The sequence below is a fragment of the Microbacterium sp. Bi121 genome (assembly GCF_918698005.1).
In the GTDB taxonomy this organism is placed as follows: domain Bacteria; phylum Actinomycetota; class Actinomycetes; order Actinomycetales; family Microbacteriaceae; genus Microbacterium.
The window spans coordinates 100846-119309 of sequence record NZ_CAKKLJ010000004.1; the positions used below are offsets into that span (position 1 = coordinate 100846).

Here is an 18464-nt window from a genome sequence, read left to right on the forward strand (position 1 = left end):
CCTTCACAGGGTGTTCGCACCGCACGCCGACGGCACCATCAAGGTTCGCACACTCCGGATGAAACAAAGCACCCCGGGACGCTGTGTCCCGGGGTGCTTTGAGGAAAACGCGATCAGTTGTCGCGCTTCTCCTTGATCTTCGCCTTCTTGCCGCGCAGGTTGCGGAGGTAGTAGAGCTTCGCGCGACGCACGTCACCGCGAGTGACGACCTCGATGTGGTCGATCACCGGGGAGTGCACCGGGAAGGTACGCTCGACGCCCACCTGGAAGCTGATCTTGCGGACCGTGAAGGTCTCGCGCACGCCGTCGCCCTGGCGACCGAGCACGACGCCCTGGAAGACCTGGATACGGGAGCGGCTGCCCTCAGTGATGTTGACGTGCACCTTGACGGTGTCGCCGGGACGGAAGTCGGGAATGTCGGAACGGAGCGAAGCCGCGTCGACGGCGTCCAGGATCTGCATGATCGTCTCTCTCTGCACTCGCCACAGGTCGGATGCATGGGATTAAAGGAATACGTAGGTATGTGTGCTGAACGGCGCATGAAGCGCACGCGGACTCCCCTGAGGCAGAGTCGGTCACGGCACAAAGAACTATTCTGCCACGGATGCAGCATCCGGCCAAAACGCGTGAGCGGACGAAGCCTCAGCGCTCGGAGGCCGGCTTCTCCCGGATGATGAATACATCGCCGTCCACCGGCGCAGCGCGGGGAGCGCTCGTGGTGGCGTCCGGCGTCACAGCGGACGGGAAGCGGACGCCGCCCGCTGTCGTCGCCTCGCCCCACAACTGCCGCAGCATCAGCCAGACGAGCGCCAGAGCGACGACGATCGCACCGGTCAGCAGCAGCGGGAACCAGGTCTGCGGGTAGCATCCGACCGCGATCGTGAGCAGGTGCCAGACGCCGAAGCCGAGGACGTCCCACCACGACGCCGCGCGCGTCTCGCGGGCCGACGGCCGCGCACGCTGCAGCAGCGTGAGGACGAGCTGCCCGATGAACACCGAGGGGATGGCTATGAAGAGCACCCACAGGAACGCCCAGCCGCCGGCGTTGAAGATGCCCCAGCCGACCAGGAGCCACAGCGGCAGCACGACGACGGCCGGGAACATCCAGCGATAGAAGGCTCGTCGCAACCACATGCCTCGATCGTATGCGTGGGACCACGGCAGAGGTCGCGTGTTCGCTGTGAGCGGTGCACCGCGATCATCGGCGAGAATGGAAGCGACGAGAGGAACACCATGATCGAACTGCGCACCCCGGCCGAGATCGAAGAGATGAAAGCCGCGGGACGTTTCGTCGCCGAGACCCTGGCGACGCTGCGCGACGAGACGAAGGTCGGCACCAACCTGCTCACGATCGACCGCAAGGCGCACGATCTGATCCGCAGGGCCGGGGCCGAGTCCTGCTACATCGACTACGCCCCCTCGTTCGGCAACGGCCCGTTCGGCAAAGTCATCTGCACGTCGATCAACGATGCCGTGCTGCACGGGCTCCCCCACGACTACACGCTGCGCGACGGCGACCTCGTCTCACTGGACTTCGCCGTTGCGGTCGACGGCTGGGTCGCCGACTCCGCCGTCTCGTTCGTCGTCGGCTCCCCCCGCGATGAGGATCTGCGCCTCATCGACACGACCGAGCGCGCCCTGGATGCCGCGATCGCGGCCGCCACGGTCGGCAACCGCATCGGCGACATCTCCGCCGCGATCGCCGCGATCGCGCACGGCGAGGGCTACGAGATCAACACCGACTTCGGCGGTCACGGGGTCGGTCGCACCATGCACGGCGACCCGCACGTCGCGAACGACGGCCGCCCCGGTCGGGGCTTCCCGCTGCGTGCCGGCCTCGTGCTCGCGCTCGAGCCGTGGTTCCTCGCGACGACCGACGAGCTGCGCACCGATGAAGACGGCTGGACGCTCCGCAGCGCCGACGGCTCGCGCGGCGCGCACTCCGAGCACACGGTCGCGATCACCGAGGAGGGGCCCATCGTCCTGACGGACCGCAGCTTCCTCGGCGTCAAGTAGCGGCGCGCTCCCACGACGCCGGCGGGCCGGCGATGACGTGGAACAGCGGGTGCGCATCGGGCGTTGCGACACCCTGCCAGCGGGCGAGCACGTCGGGGCTGCGGACGCCGAGCTTCGTCCTCAGGTGGTTCCATTCCAGGACGAGCTGTCCTTCCGTGACGTCGATCCGCTGCACGCGCGCCTCCGCCACGCGGATACGGCTGCGGTCGAAGCGGTAGGCGCGGGCGTCAGCCTCGAGGGCGAGACCCTCGAGGTACGCACCGACCGAGGCCACCGGGTCCTGCTGCGCCTGGAAGCGCTCGAGCTGCGGATGCCGCGTGTATCCCCTGGTCTCGCCGCAGAGGACCTTCTGCGCGAGCAGCGTCTCACGCCAGCACGCGATGAGCGCCTGGCGGTCGAGGTGGCGCGGATGCACCGACCAGATCCTCATCCGGCGTCCGCCCTGTAGACGAACACGTCCGTCACGATCGGCAGCACGAACTCGTCACGTCCTGCCGTCTCCGGGTCGGCGTCGAGGATGCGGTCGAGCTCGGTGACCATGCTCGACCTGGTCGCTTCGTCCGCCGCGAGGAAACTGCTGACCGTGAGCCACCGGCGGACGTAGTCGCCCCGCGCGATTCGTTCCGACCACGCGATCTCGGAGCGGTGGTCGAACACGAATCCAGGCAGCTCATCCGCCGCGGCTGACGTCGTCGCATCGGCGTCGTCGCTCACCGCGGGGTGCGCGACCCGATGGCAGGCGCGGTCCCATGCGCATGTCGGATCGGAGTGGTTCCAGAGCAGCCCCAGCACTCCGCCGGGCACGAGGACGCGCCGGATCTCGGCGCACGCGGCATCCCGATCGAACCAGTGGAACGCCTGCGCGACAGTGACGGCGTCCATCGACCCGTCCGGCAGAGGGATGCTCTCGGCACCGCCCGCGAGCGCTTCCACACCAGGGAGCTTGGCCCGCAGCACGTCGAGCATCGCGACGGAGGGCTCGACCGCCGCAACCCGGTCGGCGCGCGACACGAGCAGCTCGGTGAACTTGCCCGTCCCCGCACCGAGGTCGAGCACGGCGCCCACCCGCTCCGGCAGGATCGCGTCCGCCGCAGCATCCGGGAATCCCGGCCGATACCGGTCGTACTCCTCGCCGATGCCTTCGAACGACTTCGCCAGTTGCTGATGATCCGCCATACCTCGACGCTACCGCGCATGAGAAACCATCTGCGCCGCGAGACACCATCTGGGATGTGCTGTCTCGAGCTGGAAGTGATTTCTCGCCGGCAAGTGCGAGGGCGGCGGCTACGCGAGCTCGATGAGGTCCTGGTACTCCTGGCTCCAGATGTCCTCGACGCCGTCCGGCAGGATGAGGACGCGCTCGGGGTTCAGCGACTGCACGGCGCCCGGGTCGTGCGAGACGAGCACCACAGCGCCCTCGTAATGCGCGAGCGCATCGAGGATCTCCTCGCGCGACGCGGGGTCGAGGTTGTTAGTCGGCTCGTCGAGCAGAAGCAGGTTCGCGGACGACACGACCAGCGTCGCGAGCGAGAGGCGGGTCTTCTCGCCACCGGAGAGCACTCCTGCGGGCTTCAGCACGTCGTCGCCGGTGAACAGGAACGAGCCGAGCACACGGCGCGCCTCGGTCTCGGTGATGTGCGGGGCAGCGGAGACCATGTTCTGCAGCACCGAGCGATCCACGTCGAGGTTCTCGTGCTCCTGCGCGTAGTAGCCGACCTTCAGCCCGTGACCGGGCTCGAGCTGCCCCGTGTCGGGCTGGTCGACGCCGGCGAGCATGCGCAGCAGCGTCGTCTTTCCCGCACCGTTGAGTCCGAGGACGACGACCTTCGAACCGCGGTCGATCGCGAGATCCACGTCGGTGAAGATCTCGAGCGACCCGTAGGACTTCGACAGACCAGAAGCCATCAGCGGGGTCTTGCCGCATGCGGCGGGCTTCGGGAACCGGAGCTTCGCGACGCGATCGACCTCGCGCACGTCGTCGAGGCCGGCGAGCAGCTTCTCGGCGCGGGCGACCATCTGGTGCGCGGCCGCGGCCTTCGACGCCTTCGCCCCGAACCGGGCGGCCTGCTGCTGCAGCGAGGTCGCCTTCTTCTCGGCGTTGGCGCGCTCCTTCTTGCGGCGCTCCTCGTCGGCCACCCGCTGACGCAGGTAGTTCTTCCAGTTCATGTTGTAGATGTCGATGTTCTGGCGGTTCGCGTCCAGGTAGAACACCCGGTTCACGGTCTCGCCGACGAGCTCGACGTCGTGGCTGATCACGATCAGCCCGCCCTTGTAGTTCTTCAGGAACTCGCGCAGCCACACGACGCTGTCGGCGTCGAGGTGGTTGGTCGGCTCGTCGAGGATCATCGTCTGCGCGTCGGAGAACAGGATGCGCGCGAGCTCGATGCGGCGGCGCTGACCACCGGAGAGGGTCTTCAGCGGCTGGTCGAGGATCCGGTCGGGCAGCGACAGGTTGTTGGCGATCGATGCCGCCTCCGCTTCGGCTGCGTAGCCACCGAGGGATTCGAAGCGCTCGGTGAAGTTCGCGAACTTGCGCATCGCCTTCTCGGCGACCGCGCTATCGGTGGATGCCATGTCCTCGGCGGCCTTCGACATCCCGAGCTGGATCGAACCGAGACCGCGGGCATCCAGGATCCGTGTGCGCGCGAGCATCTCGGGGTCACCGGAACGCGGGTCCTGAGGCAGGTACCCGAGCTCGCCCGACTTCGTCACCTTGCCACCGGAGGGCAGCACGTCACCGGCGAGCACCTTGGTGAGCGTGGTCTTGCCGGCGCCGTTGCGTCCGACCAGGCCGATCTTGTCGCCGTCGGCGACGCGGAACGACACGTTCTCCATCAGGAGGCGTGCGCCCACGCGGATCTCAAGGTCGTGCACGGCAAGCACAGCAGACGTCCATTCATAAGGAGGGGGAGGCAGTCACGGTTCACGAGGACACCGGACCAGCCTCCCAGTATAGGTCGCCCACCGATGCGAAGACGGTGAGAGACGCATGCGCCGACATCGCGAAGACCACTCTGGAGTATGACGCGGCCGATACCTGAGAGTGATGTGTCGGCACCCACCCGATACGTAGGTTCTCCTCGTGGACGTCATCAACGAGCTCATCCTTCAGGCCGCAGCCTCTCCCTGGCTGTATCTCGTCATGTTCGCGACCGCCGTCATCGACGGCTTCTTCCCGCCGATTCCGAGCGAGACCGTGCTGGTCGCCGCAGCCGCCGTCGCGGTCTCGACGGGAAGCACCAACATCGTGCTGCTGTGCGCAGTGGCCGCGATCGGCGCGATGATCGGCGACAACATCGCGTATGCGATCGGTCGCTCCGTCGGCACGACACGATTCGCCTGGATGCGGCGTCCTCGCATCGCCGCCGCCTTCGATCTCGCCCGGCGGGCGCTGACCCGCAGCGGCGCAGGGCTCATCCTCGGCGCGCGCTACATCCCCGTCGGCCGGGTCGCCGTGAACATGTCCGCCGGCGCACTCGGGTACCCGTGGCGCCGCTTCATGCCGCTCAGTGCGGTCGCGGCCGTGACCTGGTCCGCGTACAGCGCGGGCATCGGCGTGCTCGCCGGGCGCTGGCTCGAAGATCAGCCGCTGCTGAGCGCCGTGTGCGGCATCGCCGTCGCACTGATCCTCGGTCTGATCATCGATCGGGCGACCGCGATCCGACGACGGCGCCGTGCCCGAATCACGGCGGCCGAGGCCACCGTCGCCGGAAGCGAGGTGCGCGAGGCCGATCGCGTCGAGGTGGCAAGATGACTCCCATGCGAGCGAAGAAGGAACGGCAGAAGAAGCCGTCCCGGCGCCTGAAGCTCTGGCCGCGCGATCGCACCTCCGCTCTCGTGGTGATCCTCGCGACCATCGCGGTCGTGCTGTACTCCGTGCTCGTGCCGCTGCACGCGGCAGCGTACGGATCCCCCGTCGCCGTAACGATGGCCCTCGCGCTCGCCGCGCTGGGGGCTCCCCTGGTGTCCGTGCGGTACCCGAACCTCGCGATCATCCTCTTCACGGCATCCGCGGTGCTCATTCCGCTGATGATCTCGCGCGATGCCGCGGCCGGCGCGCCGTGGCCGTGGTCCGTCCCGATGCTGATCGCCTTCGCCGTCCAGGTGTCAGCGGTCACCTTCCGGCACGGATGGCGCCCCGGTCTCATCCAGTTCGCCCTGGGGAGCGTTGCCGGCATCACTGCCGCGATCATGCTGCCGTCCGTTCCCAGCGGCAACTCCCTCATCGTGACGAGCTCGGTCGTCGGTGGGCTGTACCTCGTCGCCGTGCTGTTCGCCGGCCGCCTCCGGCTCGGCGAGGAGCTCACGCGAGAACGCGCCCACACCGCTCAGGAGCAGGCCAAGCGCGAGCTCGTGGAGGAGCGCACGCGCATCGCCCGCGAACTGCACGATGTCGTCGCGCACAGCATGTCGCTCATCCAGGTTCAGGCGTCGACCGCACGGTATCGCGTTCCCGATCTTCCGGAGCCGGCTGCCGCGGAGTTCGACGACATCGCAGCGTCGGCGAGGGGCGCACTCACCGAGATGCGCCGCGTCCTCGGCGTTCTGCGCACAGAGGACCAGAGCGCCGAGCTCGCGCCGCAGCGCGGCATCGACGACATCCCCGTCCTAGTGGAGACCACCCGGCGCGCTGGTGCCGCCGTCTCGCTCAGTCAGGCCGTCAGCGATGACGTCTCCACCGCGACGCAACTGGCGGTGTACCGGATCACGCAGGAGGCGCTCAGCAATGCCGTGCGCCACGCACCCGGGGCGCCGATCTCGGTATCGTTGACGGCGGATGACGCCGACGTTCAACTTGTGATCCGCAACGGCTACGACCCGGAGGGCACCGGCGTCCCTGGCGGGCACGGGCTGCGAGGCATGAGCGAGCGGGCGACACTACTGGGTGGAAGCGTGACGACAGGACCGGATGCCGACGGCTTCTGGACGGTCATCGCGCGGATGCCGCGGCATCCGATCACCGCAGCGGAAGGACCCCAGTGACGATCGAAGTCCTCATCGCCGATGACCAGGCGATGGTTCGCGCCGGCTTCGCCGCGCTCCTGGATGCCCACGAGGGCATCATCGTCACCGGCCAGGCAGCGGACGGTCTGGAAGCCGTCTCGCTCGCTGCGCGGCTCGATCCCGATGTGATCCTCATGGATGTGCGGATGCCGCAGCTGGACGGCATCGAGGCCACTCGGCGGATTCTCGGCCCCTCGTATCCGGCCGCGAAGGTGCCGCGCATCCTCATGCTCACCACCTTCGACATCGACGATTACGTCTACGACGCGCTGCGGGCCGGAGCCAGCGGATTCCTCCTGAAGGACGCTCTGCCGGACGAACTCGTGCATGCCGTGCGCGTGATCGCCGAGGGCGATGCACTGCTCGCGCCGAGCGTCACCCGGCGGATGATCGCGCAGTTCGCGTCCCAGAAGCCGCGCACCACGGCATCCGCGCATCTGCTCGCCGACCTCACCGAGCGGGAACGCGAGGTGCTCGTGCTCATCGGACAGGGCCGATCGAACAGTGAGATCGCCGGCGCGCTGTTCATCGCCGAGCAGACCGTCAAGACGCACGTCGGCAAGATCCTCGCGAAGGTCGGCGCCCGCGACCGGGTACAGGCCGTGATCTTCGCCTACGACACAGGGCTCGTGAATCCCGTCTGACAGGAGACCCGCCTGACCGTACCCAGGTAGGGGCCACGTCGACACCCTGGGTTGATGCGACGCGCCGCACCGCGTCCATAACCTCCTCGAACACCCACCGAGGAGGAGAACATGGCCATCGCGGACCTGCGAGTCACACCCCCGCACGAGGCACGGACCGTGCGCGATACCGGCATCGATCTGGTGCGCGCGCTCTGCGTGCTCGGCGTCGTCGTGATCCACTCCCTCATGGTCGGCGTCACCGTCACGGACGCCGGTCCCCTGTTCGTCAACGCGAGCGAGGGGTCGGTGTGGATCGCGCCGCTCAGCTGGGTGCTGCAGGTGATGCCGCTGTTCTTCGTCATCGGCGGCTTCGCCGGGTACACGTCGTTCGCGCGAAGCCGGCGGCGCGGCGGAACGGGCGCGTCATTCGCGTCCGCACGCATCCACCGGCTGCTGCTGCCCGCCGTGTTCACGGTCGCCATCGTCGGCGCGGCGCTCACCGCCCTGCTGATCTCGGGCGTTCCCGACGATCTGGTCGGCATCGCCGGCTACCGGTTCGGACAGCCGCTGTGGTTCCTCGCCGTGTTCCTGCTCTGCCAGGTTCTGCTGCCGGCGCTCGCACGAGCGCACGAGCGCGCGCCGTGGCGGACGATCGGACTGCTCGTCGCCGCTGCCGTGATCGTGGATGCGGCGCGCATCACGACCGGCGACGCGGTGTTCGGCATCCTCAACCTCGCCTTCGTGTGGCTGGCCCTCCAGCAGCTCGGCTTCTTCCTCGCAGACGGCCGGATCGCGTCCCTCAGCCGCCGAACGCGGGCGGTCATCGGTGTCGCCGCCGTCGGAGGGCTGCTGCTCAGTTTCGCGGCCGGCATCCACTCCACCGATCTGATCGAGAACATCAACCCTCCGACGACCGCGCTGCTGCTCGTAGGGGCTGCGCACACCATGCTGATGTCGCTCATGCGAGACCGCCTGAACACGTGGAGCGTCACACCCGTCGGAACCGTCCTGCGCACCTTCATCACGCCGCGCGCGATGACGATCTACCTCTGGCACATGCCGGTCCTGCTCGCCATGGCAGGCGGATCCGCCGTGCTCTCGATCGTCACCGGACTCGCCCTCCCTCAGCCCAGCAGCCTCGGATGGTGGATGACGCGCCCGCTGTGGCTGGCTGTGGTCTTCATCCTGACCGCGGGCGTCGCCATCGCACTCGCGCGGGTCGAATCGCGCACGGCTCCCCATCACACCGGGTCGAGCGCACGCCTGGCGGCATCCGCCGCAGTCGGCATCGCGGCCATCGCCGGCCTTCTCGTCCTCGGAACCACGCCTCTCACGGCCGTGATCGCCGTCGGGCTGATGCTGGCGGCCCTTCGCCTGGCGCGCTCCAGGAGAACTGACGGCGCGGTTCAGGCCGGCTCAGCGCCGTGGCCGAGCCGCAGTCCTGGCAGCATGGCGAGCAGCAGGACCGCGATCGAGAACGCGAAGACCAGCGGGAACGCGTCCGCGCCGCCGCCCAGCGTCGCGACGCCGAGGCCCGCCAGCGCGACTGCCACGGCAGAGCCCGTCGCGTCGGAGATGGACAGAGCTGATGAATTGAACCCGGCGTTGCCCGGTGCGGAGTACGCCAGGGTCAGCACGGTCAGCCTCGGGTAGAGCAGCCCCATGCCGCCGCCGGCGAAGCCCCAGCCGACCACGACGATCGCGGGGCTCGCCGCGGTCAGCGCGGTGAAGAGAACGCTGACGACCGCGATCAAGATGAGTCCGAGACTGATCAGCGCGATGCGCCGGTTTCCCAGCACCTCCCCGTACCGACCCTGGAGCGCCGAGCCGCCTGCCCACGCGAAGGCGGCGAGCATCAGGGCGATACCGGCCCAGGTCGAGGTGAAGCCGAACTCGACGATGAGCAGGTAAGGGATGTACGCCTCAGCGGCGAAGAACGCGCCGGCGACCAGACCGCGCATGAGAACGACGCTCGGCAGACCTCGAACCGCGCGCAGCGCGCCCTTCGGCAGCAGCGGCGTGACCGCGACCCCGATGGCCACCAGTGCGACGACGGCGATCGGCCAGCCGACCTCGGGGGCCGCCTTGGCCGAGATCCCGACGACCACCGCGGCGACAGCGACGACGGCCGCCAGCAGCAGCCGCTTGGTGAGGCCGACGACGCCTGACGGATCTCCGCCGCCCAGGTCGAGCGCCCTCAGCCGCAGGGCGATCATCAGGAACGCGATCGCAGTCAGGACGGCCACACCGAGGAACGCCCACCGCCAGTCGAGGAACTCGGCGACGGCGCCGGCCAGGAACGGCCCGATCATCGCCGGAACCACCCACGCTGCCGCGAACGCCGCGAAGATGCGTCCGTGCAGTTGCGGCGGGTACAGCCGGGCGACGACGACGTACAGCGCGACGGTCTCGCCGCCGGCGCCGAGCCCCTGTACGAGCCGGCCGACGAGGAACTGCTCCATCGTGAACGCGAAGCCCGAGATCAGGAGACCCGCGATGAACAGTGACACGGCGACGTACAGCGGACCACGCGGCCCTCGTGCGTCCGACCACGCCCCGCACGCGACCATGCCGATGACGCTGGTCGCCAGGGTTCCGGCGAAGGCCACGGCGTAGAGCGCCTGACCGTCCAGCGCAGCGCTGACGACCGGCATGACGGTGGTCACGGCCAGCGATTCGATCGCCGCGAGGAAGATCAGCGCGACGGCGCCGATCGTCACCCAGATGCGTTCCCGATCCCAGATCGACGGGAACGCCTGAACGCTCATGCGTCGCGCGTCTCGAGGGGCGGCAGCGCGGCGATGCGGGTGATCGCCTCGGTGATGATCTCGGGACTCGTGCCGAAGTTCAGGCGGACGTGCCCTGCGCCCTCAGCGCCGAATGCCGGCCCGAAGTGCAGGGCGACCTTGGCCTCGCGAAGGATGCGCCTGGACGGGTTCGTTCCCCAGCCGAGATCGGTCAGGTCGATCCACGCGAGGTACCCGGCATCCGGCATCCGGTAGCGGGCGGCTGGGAGGTGCTCTTCGAGCAGTTCGGCGATGAGACGCCGATTCTCATCGAGCGTGACGAGCAGGCCGTCCAGCCACGGATCGCTCTCCGGTGAGAACCCGGCAGTGGCGGCCAGCATCCCGAACTGGCCGGTGCGCCATTCCACCTCGACGGGCAGGCCGCGAATGAGGCGCGTGGTGTCGTCGGATGCCGTGACCATCAGAGCGCACTTCAGGCCGGCGAGGTTGAACGCCTTGCTGGCGCTGACGATCGCGTAGCCGACCTCGCGCGCGGCGTCGGACACGTTCAGGAACGGCGTGAAGCCGGTGCCCGGCTGGGCGAGCGGCGCGTGGATCTCGTCCGAGACCACCGCAGCGCCATGTGCGGCAGCGAGCTCGGCGAGAGCGGAAAGCGATGCCGCGGAGTGCACGGTTCCGGTCGGATTGTGGGGGTTGCACAGCAGCACGGCTCGAGCGCCGGACTCGAGTGCCGAGCGGATGCCGTCGAGGTCGAGCCCCCACGCACTGCCGGTGTCGCGCAGCGGAACGCGTTCGACGACGGCACCGGCCTCCTCGACCAGGTCGAAGAACGGTGGGTAGACCGGCGTCGTGACGATCACGCGATCACCGGGAGCCGTCACACGCCGGAGGATCTCGACGATCCCCATGCTCACGTCGGCGGTGGTCCGCATCCGCGCGGGGTCGGGCGACCAGCCGTAGCGGCGCTGCGCGAAACCGGTGAAGGCCGCAGCGAGCGGCGTCTTCGACGCGACGTACCCGGTGTCTCCCGTCCGGACCGCACGCTCGAGAGCCGCGGTGATGGCCGGGGCGAGGGGAAAGTCCGTCTCCGCGACGAACAGCGGCAGCACGTCCGCCGGGTACTCCCGCCATTTCTCGCTGGTGCGCTCTCTGAGCTGCTCCAGCGGAAGCGCCGAGACCTGCTCGGTCACGTCAGATGGCGAAGCCGAGGGCGCGCATCATGTCGCGTCCGTCGTCGGTGATCCGCTCGGGACCCCACGGCGGCATCCACACCCAGTTGATGCGGAACCGGTCGACGACCGAGTCGAGCGCCTGTGCCGTCTGCTCCTCGAGAACGTCGGTCAGTGGGCACCCGGCGCTGGTGAGCGTCATGTGGATCACGAGGGCGTCGTTCTCGTCGTCCCAGGCGAGGTCGTAGATGAGTCCGAGGTCGACGACGTTGATCCCGAGCTCGGGATCCATCACGTCCTTCAGAGCTTCGGTGACCTCGTCGTACTTCTCCGGGGCAAGAGTCGCGGTGGTCATGCGATCAGCCTACGCCTCGATAGGAGCGGCAGGGTCGAGGAAGCGGTCGTAGCCCTCGTCCTCGAGCCGGTCGGCGAGCTCGGGGCCGCCCTCTTCGACGATCTTGCCCGCGATGACCACGTGCACGAAGTCGGGGCGGATGTAGCGGAGGATGCGGGTGTAGTGCGTGATCAGAAGCACACCGAGGCCGGTGGCCTCCTTGGCGCGGTTGACGCCCTCTGAGACGATCTTCAGCGCGTCGACGTCAAGACCGGAGTCGGTCTCGTCGAGGATCGCGAACTTCGGCTTGAGCACCTCGAGCTGCAGGATCTCGTGGCGCTTCTTCTCGCCGCCGGAGAAGCCCTCGTTGACGTTGCGCTGCGCGAACTTCGGGTCCATGCGCAGGTTGGTCATGGCGGACTTGACGTCCTTGGTCCACGAGCGGATCGAGGGGGCCTCGCCGTCCAGGGCCGTCTTCGCGGTGCGCAGGAAGTTGGTCACGGTCACGCCGGGGATCTCGACGGGGTACTGCATCGCGAGGAAGAGGCCCGCGCGTGCGCGCTCGTCGACGGACATCGCCAGGACGTCGTCGCCGTCGAACGTGATCGTGCCGCCGGTGACGGTGTACTTCGGGTGGCCGGCGATCGTGTACGCGAGCGTCGACTTGCCGGAGCCGTTGGGGCCCATGATGGCGTGCGTCTCACCGGTCTTCATGGTGAGGTTGATTCCGTTGAGGATCGGGGTGGCCCCCGCCTCGGTCTCGACCGAGACGTGCAGGTCGCGGATCTCAAGAACAGACATTTCAGACTTCCTTAATGACGGTCGGGTCGATGAGCACGTCGTCGCCGTCGATCTGGACGACGTAGACCGGGACGGGCTCGAAAGCGGGGAGGTTGAGGGGCTTGCCGGTGAGCAGGGAGAACTGCGAGCCGTGGGCCCAGCATTCCAGCGTCTCGCCCTCGACGAAGCCTTCGGACAGCGAGATCTCGCCGTGCGTGCAGGTGTCGCCGATGGCGTGCACCTCGCCGTTCGAGTCGAGGACGACGGCCATCGGGACGCCGTCGATCTCGACCCGCAATGCGGTGTCCTGCTCGAGTTCGCTCAGACCGCAGGCGCGCTGGGCGCTCACGCGGTCACCGCCGCGAGCTCGGTCTCGATGGCGGCCAGCAGCTCCTCCTCGAGGGCGGGGATGCCGAGACGCTGGACGACGTCGCTGAGGAAGCCGAGCACGACGAGGCGACGGGCTTCCTCTTCGCCGATGCCGCGGGCCTGCAGGTAGAACAACTGCTCGTCGTCGAAACGACCGGTGGCGCTGGCGTGGCCCGCACCGAGGATGTCGCCGGTCTTGATCTCGAGGTTCGGGATCGAGTCGGCGCGTGCGCCCTCGGTGAGCACCAGGTTGCGGTTGGCCTCGTACGAGTCGGTACCGGTGGCGTCGGGCCCGATGAGGACATCGCCGATCCATACGCTGCGGGCGCTCTCGCCCTGCAGCGCACCCTTGTAGAGCACGTCCCCGGTCGTGTGCGCGCCCTTGTGGTGCAGATAGACCTGGCTCTCCAGATGCTGCCCCGCGTCGGCGTACGAGAGTCCGTACATGCGCCCCTCCGAACCGGTGCCGGAGAGTTCGACGTTGGGGTTCACACGCACGATGCCGCCGCCGAAGCTGATGACGAAGTGCTTGACGAGCGCATCCTTGTCGACGCGTGCCTGGTGGGATGCTGCGTGCACAGCATCGTCATCCCAGCGCTGAACGCTGATGACGGTGAGCCGGGAGCCGGCGCGGGCGATGATCTCGACGTTCTGCGCGTACTGCGCCGAACCGCGGTGGCGCAGCACGACGGTGGCCGAGCTGTTCTCGAGCGCCTCGATCACGATGTGGGCGTCGGCGCGCTTGTCCGCGCCCTGCCCGGTGATCGTGACGAGGACCGGCTCCGCCACCTCTTCATCACGCGGGATGCGCACGTGCATTCCCTCAGCCGAACCCTGCCACGCCACGGCCGAGAGGACGTCTTCCGGGACGAAGAACTCGCCGCGCGGGACGTCGCCGGCCGCGAGCGGCGCGCCGATGAACTGCGCGCCGGTCTCGACGTCGTAGGTGACGCCGTCGTTCTGCTCGGCGGTGGTGAACAGCTCGGAAAGCTGCGCGACCGGGGTGTGCTTCCAGTTGACCTCTCGACCGGTCGGCGTTCCGAAGTCCGCCGGATCGAACGAGCGCGGACGCTCGGAGCGGGTCTGGACCGGAACGAATCCGGCACCCGGAACCTGGGCGGCCGGGTCGATGTGCGCGTTCGTGTGCTGCGCCTCTGCGGGCGCGGTAACCTGGGCCGCCATTTAGCCGACCGATCCTTCCATGCCCATCTCAATGAGCTTGTTCAACTCCATGGCGTACTCCATCGGCAGCTCCCGCGCGATCGGCTCGATGAAGCCGCGCACGATCATGGCCATCGCCTCGGTCTCTTCCATGCCTCGCGACATCAGGTAGAACAGCTGCTCCTCGCTGACCTTCGAGACCGTGGCCTCGTGGCCGAGCTGCACGTCGTCGACACGGATGTCGATCGACGGATACGTGTCGGAGCGCGACTGCGTGTCGACGAGCAGTGCGTCGCAGACGACCGAGTTCGCGGAGTGGTGGGCCGCAGGATCGACGCGGACCTCGCCGCGGTAACCGGCGCGGCCGCCCCCCCGAGCGATCGACTTCGAGACGATCGACGACTGCGTGTACGGCGCCATGTGGACCATCTTGGCTCCGGCGTCCTGGTGCTGGCCGGGGCCGGCGAAGGCGACGGAGAGCGTCTCGCCCTTGGCGTGCTCGCCCATCAGGTAAATCGACGGGTACTTCATCGTGACCTTGGAGCCGATGTTCCCATCGACCCACTCCATGGTCGCGCCCTCGTGGGCGACCGCGCGCTTGGTGACGAGGTTGTAGACGTTGTTCGACCAGTTCTGGATCGTCGTGTAGCGAACGCGGGCGTTCTTCTTCACGATGATCTCGACGACGGCCGAGTGCAGCGAGTCCGACTTGTAGATCGGGGCCGTGCAGCCCTCGATGTAGTGGACGTAGCTGTCCTCGTCGGCGATGATCAGCGTCCGCTCGAACTGGCCCATGTTCTCGGTGTTGATGCGGAAGTACGCCTGCAGCGGGATCTCGACGTGCACGCCCTTCGGGACGTAGACGAATGATCCGCCCGACCAAACGGCCGTGTTGAGCGCCGCGAACTTGTTGTCGCCCGCCGGGATCACAGAGCCGAAGTACTCCTCGAAGAACTCCGGGTGCTCGCGCAGGGCGGTGTCGGTGTCCATGAAGATGACGCCCTGTTCCTCCAGATCCTCACGGATCTGGTGGTAGACGACCTCCGACTCGTACTGCGCGGCGACACCGGCGACGAGACGCTGGCGCTCGGCCTCGGGGATGCCGAGCTTCTCGTACGTCTCGCGGATCTCGGCGGGGAGGTCCTCCCACGACTGAGCCTGCTTCTCCGTCGAGCGCACGAAGTACTTGATGTTGTCGAAGTCGATCTCGCTGAGATCCGCGCCCCAGGTGGGCATGGGCTTGCGACCGAACAGCTGCAGGCCCTTCAGACGGGTCTTCAGCATCCACTCCGGTTCGTCCTTGAGCGCGGAGATCCCGCGGACGACGTCCTCGGAGAGGCCGCGCTTCGCGATGGCTCCGGCCGCGTCCTCATCGTGCCAGCCGAATTCGTACACCCCCAGACTTTCGAGCTCCGGGCGGTCGATCAGCACATCCGACATCACACTCTCCTTGCTGGGCCTCAACGGTGTCATCCGCCCCGGCATGCCGGACCCCATCGGTTGGGATGGGGATCGGTGCCGCTGGTGGGCCTCATCACGGACGCGTTCTTCGCGCCTAAACTGTCAGTGGTGCACCTCGCGCACAGCGCGTGCATCACTTCATTCCGATTCTACAGGTTCCCCCTGACAACCGGGCCGTGCGCCCGTGCTCGGGCGTGGGCCGGAGGACGCATGGCCGACACGATCGCACACCCCGCCGCTTCGACGCATGAGGGCCGGTCGCGTCCGGCGTTCGGGCGCCCGCTGCGGGTGCTCGCCTGGTTGTCGTTCCTCGCCGAGGTCATCATCATCGGAACGGGCGGCGCGGTTCGCCTCACCGGCTCGGGCCTCGGCTGCTCCGACTGGCCGCTGTGCACGCCGGAGTCGCTCGTGCCGATCTATGAGGTTCAGGGCATCCACGGCATCATCGAGTTCGGCAACCGCACCATGACCGGGGTCGTGGGTCTCCTCGCGATCGCCGTCCTTCTGCTCGTCCTGCACGCGGTCGGCGGCCGTCGCTCCCTCGTCGCCGCACTGTGGTTCGCGCTCGGCGGCATCGTCGCCGGGGCGATCTGCTTCGGCATCGCCTCGCTCTTGACCACCGAGCCGTTCGCCTTCTTCTCGCTGGGGCTCATCCTCGCCACGGTGATCGGCGCCGTGCACTCACTCCGCATCACGCCGGAGCGCCGAGACCTCGCCCTGCTGGCGTGGATCGTGCTCATCGGCGTCGTGGCGCAGGCGTTCGTCGGCGGGATCACCGTGCTGACGGGCCTCAACCCGTTCATCGTCGGGTTCCACTACGCCTCGTCGCTGCTCCTGGTGTGCGTGACCGCGGCGTTCCTGGTCAGGATGAAGGAGCCGGGCGGCGCACGCGTCAGCGTCGTGCCCCGGTGGTTCGCGCTCCTCTCCCACGTGACAGGGCTCGCGCTGGCTGCGACGATCTTCTTCGGCGTGCTGACCACGGGATCCGGCCCGCACTCGGGTGATGCGAACGTCATCCGCGACGGATTCGACGCCACAGTGCTCGCGCACGTGCACTCCTGGCCGGGGTACATCCTCGCGGCCCTCATCGTGGTCCTGACGGTCTCGTCGTGGGTGCTGCGGCTCGAGCCCCGCCGGTGGCTTCTCGTCCTGACCCTCGCCGTGCTCGTGCAGATCGTCGTCGGCGTCTGGCAGGCGCGCGAGGGCCTCCCCGAGCTCCTCGTCGGCATCCACATGGTGCTCGCGGCGCTGTCGGCCGCCGCGTACACGGTCGCCGTCCTCAAGATGAAGCGTCCCGTCGCCGCGGATGCGGCGATCGCGTCGGATGCACCGGGTGAGCAAGCCCCGCGTTCAGCCCGCGCATAGCGCGCACATCACGCCCGCATCAGAAGTCTGTGGATGCTGGCACGCATGAACAAGACGTCACTCACACGCAGCATCCCTTACTGGCTGCTCCTGGTCCTGTCCGTCGTCGCCGTCGCTTTCGGCGGCTGGCTGGTGTGGGACAACACGACCACCATGCAGACGACGCTGCTGGACGGCACAGCGACGAACGTCGAGGTCTACGTCGGTCAGGCGTGGATCACCGCGGGAGCTGCGATCCTGGCCGCCGGGGTCATCGGCGTGCTGCTCACCCTCGCGCTGGGCGCCGTCAAGAGTCTGCTGCCCGCCTCAGCGCCCGTCGTCGTCGAGCCCATCGAATGGACCGCTCAGGACGATGTGGCCACCGAGACCTCAGCCGAGACGACTGAGGCTACGACGGATGCGTCGCCCGAGACCGACTCGTCCGACGAGGAGTCGGAAGGTCAGAACGGCAGCAGCGGGTCGATCGCGACCGCGAGGAAGATCAGCGTCAAGTAACTGATCGACGCGTGGAACACGCGCATCGGACGCGGCTTCGAGCCTCGCACCGCCTGGTCGTACAGGCGGTGCGACTCGTAGATGAACCATCCGCCGAAGACGAGAGCGGATGCCGTGTACACCAGACCCATCCCGGCGACCGGGATCAGAAGAAGCGAACAAGCGACCGTGGCCCAGGCGTAGAGGATGACCTGCAGGCCCACCTGCGACGCGTTGCGGGTGACGCCGAGCATCGGAACGTCGGCGCCCGAGTAGTCGTCGCGGTACTTCATCGACAGCGGCCAGTAGTGCGCCGGAGTCCAGAGGAAGACGAGCACGAACAGCACGACGGCCGGCCAGGCGACGTCACCCGTTACGGCCGACCAGCCGATGACCACGGGGAAGCATCCGGCGATCCCGCCCCAGATGATGTTCTGCTCCGTACGGCGCTTCAGGATCATCGTGTAGATCACGACATAGAAGAAGATCGCCGAGACCGAGAGCACGGCCGTCAGCCAGTTCGTGGTCGCGAGCAGCCACACCGTGGATGCCACGGCGAGGACCCACGAGAAGATCAGTGCGGCCCGCGGCGAGATCTCGCCGGTGACGAGGGGGCGGTTCTCGGTGCGATGCATGTGCGCATCCATGTCCCGATCGAGGTACATGTTGAACGACGCGGCGGAGCCGGCGCTCATCGCGCCGCCGAGCACGGTCGCGAGCACGAGCCACAGGTTGGGCATGCCGCCCTGCGCGAGGAACATCACGGGGACGGTGGAGACGAGGAGGAGCTCCATCACCCGTGGCTTGGTCAGCGACACATAGGCCTTGATCGTACGGCCGATCGGCCGCTTCACCGCCGTCGTCTGCGACATGGTCGAGATATCGATCGCCTCCTCCGCGCACACTCCGACAACCCCTTCAGTCTAGTGCAGGGCACAGCATGCGCCGGCGACGTCCG

19 protein-coding genes and 1 pseudogene are annotated in these 18464 nt (G+C 68.0%); 7 read left to right on the plus strand and 13 right to left on the minus strand.

Annotated features, from left to right (window positions below; translation table 11 throughout):
- Window positions 1–113: 113 nt before the first annotated feature.
- Complete coding sequence (gene rplS, locus LQZ87_RS07545; protein WP_230102857.1) at window positions 114–461, minus strand: 50S ribosomal protein L19; 348 nt, start codon at window positions 459–461, stop codon at window positions 114–116.
- Window positions 462–642: 181 nt separating this feature from the next.
- Entirely contained in the window at window positions 643–1134 is a 492-nt protein-coding gene (locus tag LQZ87_RS07550) for an MFS transporter permease (RefSeq protein ID WP_230102858.1), read from the minus strand.
- A gap of 99 nt (window positions 1135–1233) precedes the next feature.
- Between LQZ87_RS07550 and map the strand changes: the two genes are divergently transcribed.
- Complete coding sequence (gene map, locus LQZ87_RS07555; protein WP_230102859.1) at window positions 1234–2016, plus strand: type I methionyl aminopeptidase; 783 nt, start codon at window positions 1234–1236, stop codon at window positions 2014–2016.
- On the opposite strand, the gene LQZ87_RS07560 is transcribed toward map, so the two are convergent.
- The 3 genes from LQZ87_RS07560 to LQZ87_RS07570 all read right to left on the minus strand — a co-directional run bounded on the left by LQZ87_RS07560 (window position 2009) and on the right by LQZ87_RS07570 (window position 4899).
- The gene (locus LQZ87_RS07560; RefSeq protein ID WP_230102860.1) at window positions 2009–2446 is read right to left on the minus strand and encodes a pyrimidine dimer DNA glycosylase/endonuclease V; all 438 of its coding nucleotides are present in this window, start codon (window positions 2444–2446) and stop codon (window positions 2009–2011) included. The genes map and LQZ87_RS07560 overlap by 8 nt on opposite strands.
- The gene (locus LQZ87_RS07565) at window positions 2443–3192 is read right to left on the minus strand and encodes a methyltransferase domain-containing protein (RefSeq protein WP_230102861.1); all 750 of its coding nucleotides are present in this window, start codon (window positions 3190–3192) and stop codon (window positions 2443–2445) included. Before LQZ87_RS07565 ends, LQZ87_RS07560 begins: the two co-directional genes overlap by 4 nt.
- 108 nt (window positions 3193–3300) lie before the next feature.
- The gene (locus tag LQZ87_RS07570; RefSeq protein WP_290368255.1) at window positions 3301–4899 is read right to left on the minus strand and encodes an ABC-F family ATP-binding cassette domain-containing protein; all 1599 of its coding nucleotides are present in this window, start codon (window positions 4897–4899) and stop codon (window positions 3301–3303) included.
- Between the two features lie 199 nt (window positions 4900–5098).
- On the opposite strand from LQZ87_RS07570, the gene LQZ87_RS07575 reads away from it, so the two are divergent.
- From LQZ87_RS07575 to LQZ87_RS07590, 4 genes and pseudogenes are all read left to right on the plus strand, one after another.
- A complete protein-coding gene (locus LQZ87_RS07575; protein WP_230102862.1) occupies window positions 5099–5770 on the plus strand; it encodes a DedA family protein in 672 nt (223 codons plus the stop codon).
- Entirely contained in the window at window positions 5767–6999 is a 1233-nt protein-coding gene (locus LQZ87_RS07580; RefSeq protein WP_230102863.1) for a sensor histidine kinase, read from the plus strand. Before LQZ87_RS07575 ends, LQZ87_RS07580 begins: the two co-directional genes overlap by 4 nt.
- Entirely contained in the window at window positions 6996–7664 is a 669-nt protein-coding gene (locus LQZ87_RS07585; RefSeq protein ID WP_230102864.1) for a response regulator transcription factor, read from the plus strand. The genes LQZ87_RS07580 and LQZ87_RS07585 overlap by 4 nt, the downstream gene beginning before the upstream one ends.
- A 111-nt stretch (window positions 7665–7775) precedes the next feature.
- Window positions 7776–8849, plus strand: a pseudogene (locus LQZ87_RS07590) (acyltransferase); the annotation flags it as partial.
- Between the two features lie 203 nt (window positions 8850–9052).
- Here LQZ87_RS07590 and LQZ87_RS07595 read toward each other — a convergent pair.
- From LQZ87_RS07595 to sufB, 7 genes are read right to left on the minus strand one after another with little or no spacing between them, the layout of a single operon-like run.
- Window positions 9053–10414: an MFS transporter gene (locus LQZ87_RS07595; protein ID WP_230102865.1), complete on the minus strand. Its 1362-nt coding sequence runs from the start codon at window positions 10412–10414 to the stop codon at window positions 9053–9055.
- Window positions 10411–11583, minus strand: a complete 1173-nt coding sequence (locus LQZ87_RS07600; protein ID WP_230102866.1) for an aminotransferase class I/II-fold pyridoxal phosphate-dependent enzyme — start codon at window positions 11581–11583, stop codon at window positions 10411–10413. The genes LQZ87_RS07595 and LQZ87_RS07600 overlap by 4 nt, the downstream gene beginning before the upstream one ends.
- A 1-nt stretch (window position 11584) precedes the next feature.
- On the minus strand, window positions 11585–11917 hold the full coding sequence (locus LQZ87_RS07605) for a metal-sulfur cluster assembly factor (protein ID WP_230102867.1): 333 nt from the start codon (window positions 11915–11917) through the stop codon (window positions 11585–11587).
- 9 nt (window positions 11918–11926) lie between these two features.
- Complete coding sequence (sufC, locus tag LQZ87_RS07610) at window positions 11927–12697, minus strand: Fe-S cluster assembly ATPase SufC (RefSeq protein ID WP_230102868.1); 771 nt, start codon at window positions 12695–12697, stop codon at window positions 11927–11929.
- 1 nt (window position 12698) lies between these two features.
- Window positions 12699–13025: a non-heme iron oxygenase ferredoxin subunit gene (locus tag LQZ87_RS07615; protein ID WP_230102869.1), complete on the minus strand. Its 327-nt coding sequence runs from the start codon at window positions 13023–13025 to the stop codon at window positions 12699–12701.
- On the minus strand, window positions 13022–14227 hold the full coding sequence (gene sufD, locus LQZ87_RS07620; RefSeq protein ID WP_230102870.1) for a Fe-S cluster assembly protein SufD: 1206 nt from the start codon (window positions 14225–14227) through the stop codon (window positions 13022–13024). Before sufD ends, LQZ87_RS07615 begins: the two co-directional genes overlap by 4 nt.
- Window positions 14228–15646, minus strand: coding sequence for a Fe-S cluster assembly protein SufB (sufB, locus tag LQZ87_RS07625; RefSeq protein ID WP_230102871.1), 1419 nt, complete (start codon window positions 15644–15646; stop codon window positions 14228–14230).
- 231 nt (window positions 15647–15877) lie between these two features.
- Between sufB and LQZ87_RS07630 the strand changes: the two genes are divergently transcribed.
- Window positions 15878–17032 carry a COX15/CtaA family protein gene (locus LQZ87_RS07630; RefSeq protein WP_230102872.1) on the plus strand — a complete coding sequence of 385 codons (1155 nt, stop codon included), beginning with the start codon at window positions 15878–15880 and terminating at the stop codon, window positions 17030–17032.
- A gap of 45 nt (window positions 17033–17077) precedes the next feature.
- The gene (locus LQZ87_RS07635) at window positions 17078–17527 is read left to right on the plus strand and encodes a hypothetical protein (RefSeq protein WP_230102873.1); all 450 of its coding nucleotides are present in this window, start codon (window positions 17078–17080) and stop codon (window positions 17525–17527) included.
- Here LQZ87_RS07635 and LQZ87_RS07640 read toward each other — a convergent pair.
- Window positions 17473–18378, minus strand: a complete 906-nt coding sequence (locus LQZ87_RS07640; RefSeq protein WP_230103124.1) for a heme o synthase — start codon at window positions 18376–18378, stop codon at window positions 17473–17475. The two genes, LQZ87_RS07635 and LQZ87_RS07640, sit on opposite strands and share 55 nt — an antisense overlap.
- Between the last annotated feature and the right edge of the window lie 86 nt (window positions 18379–18464).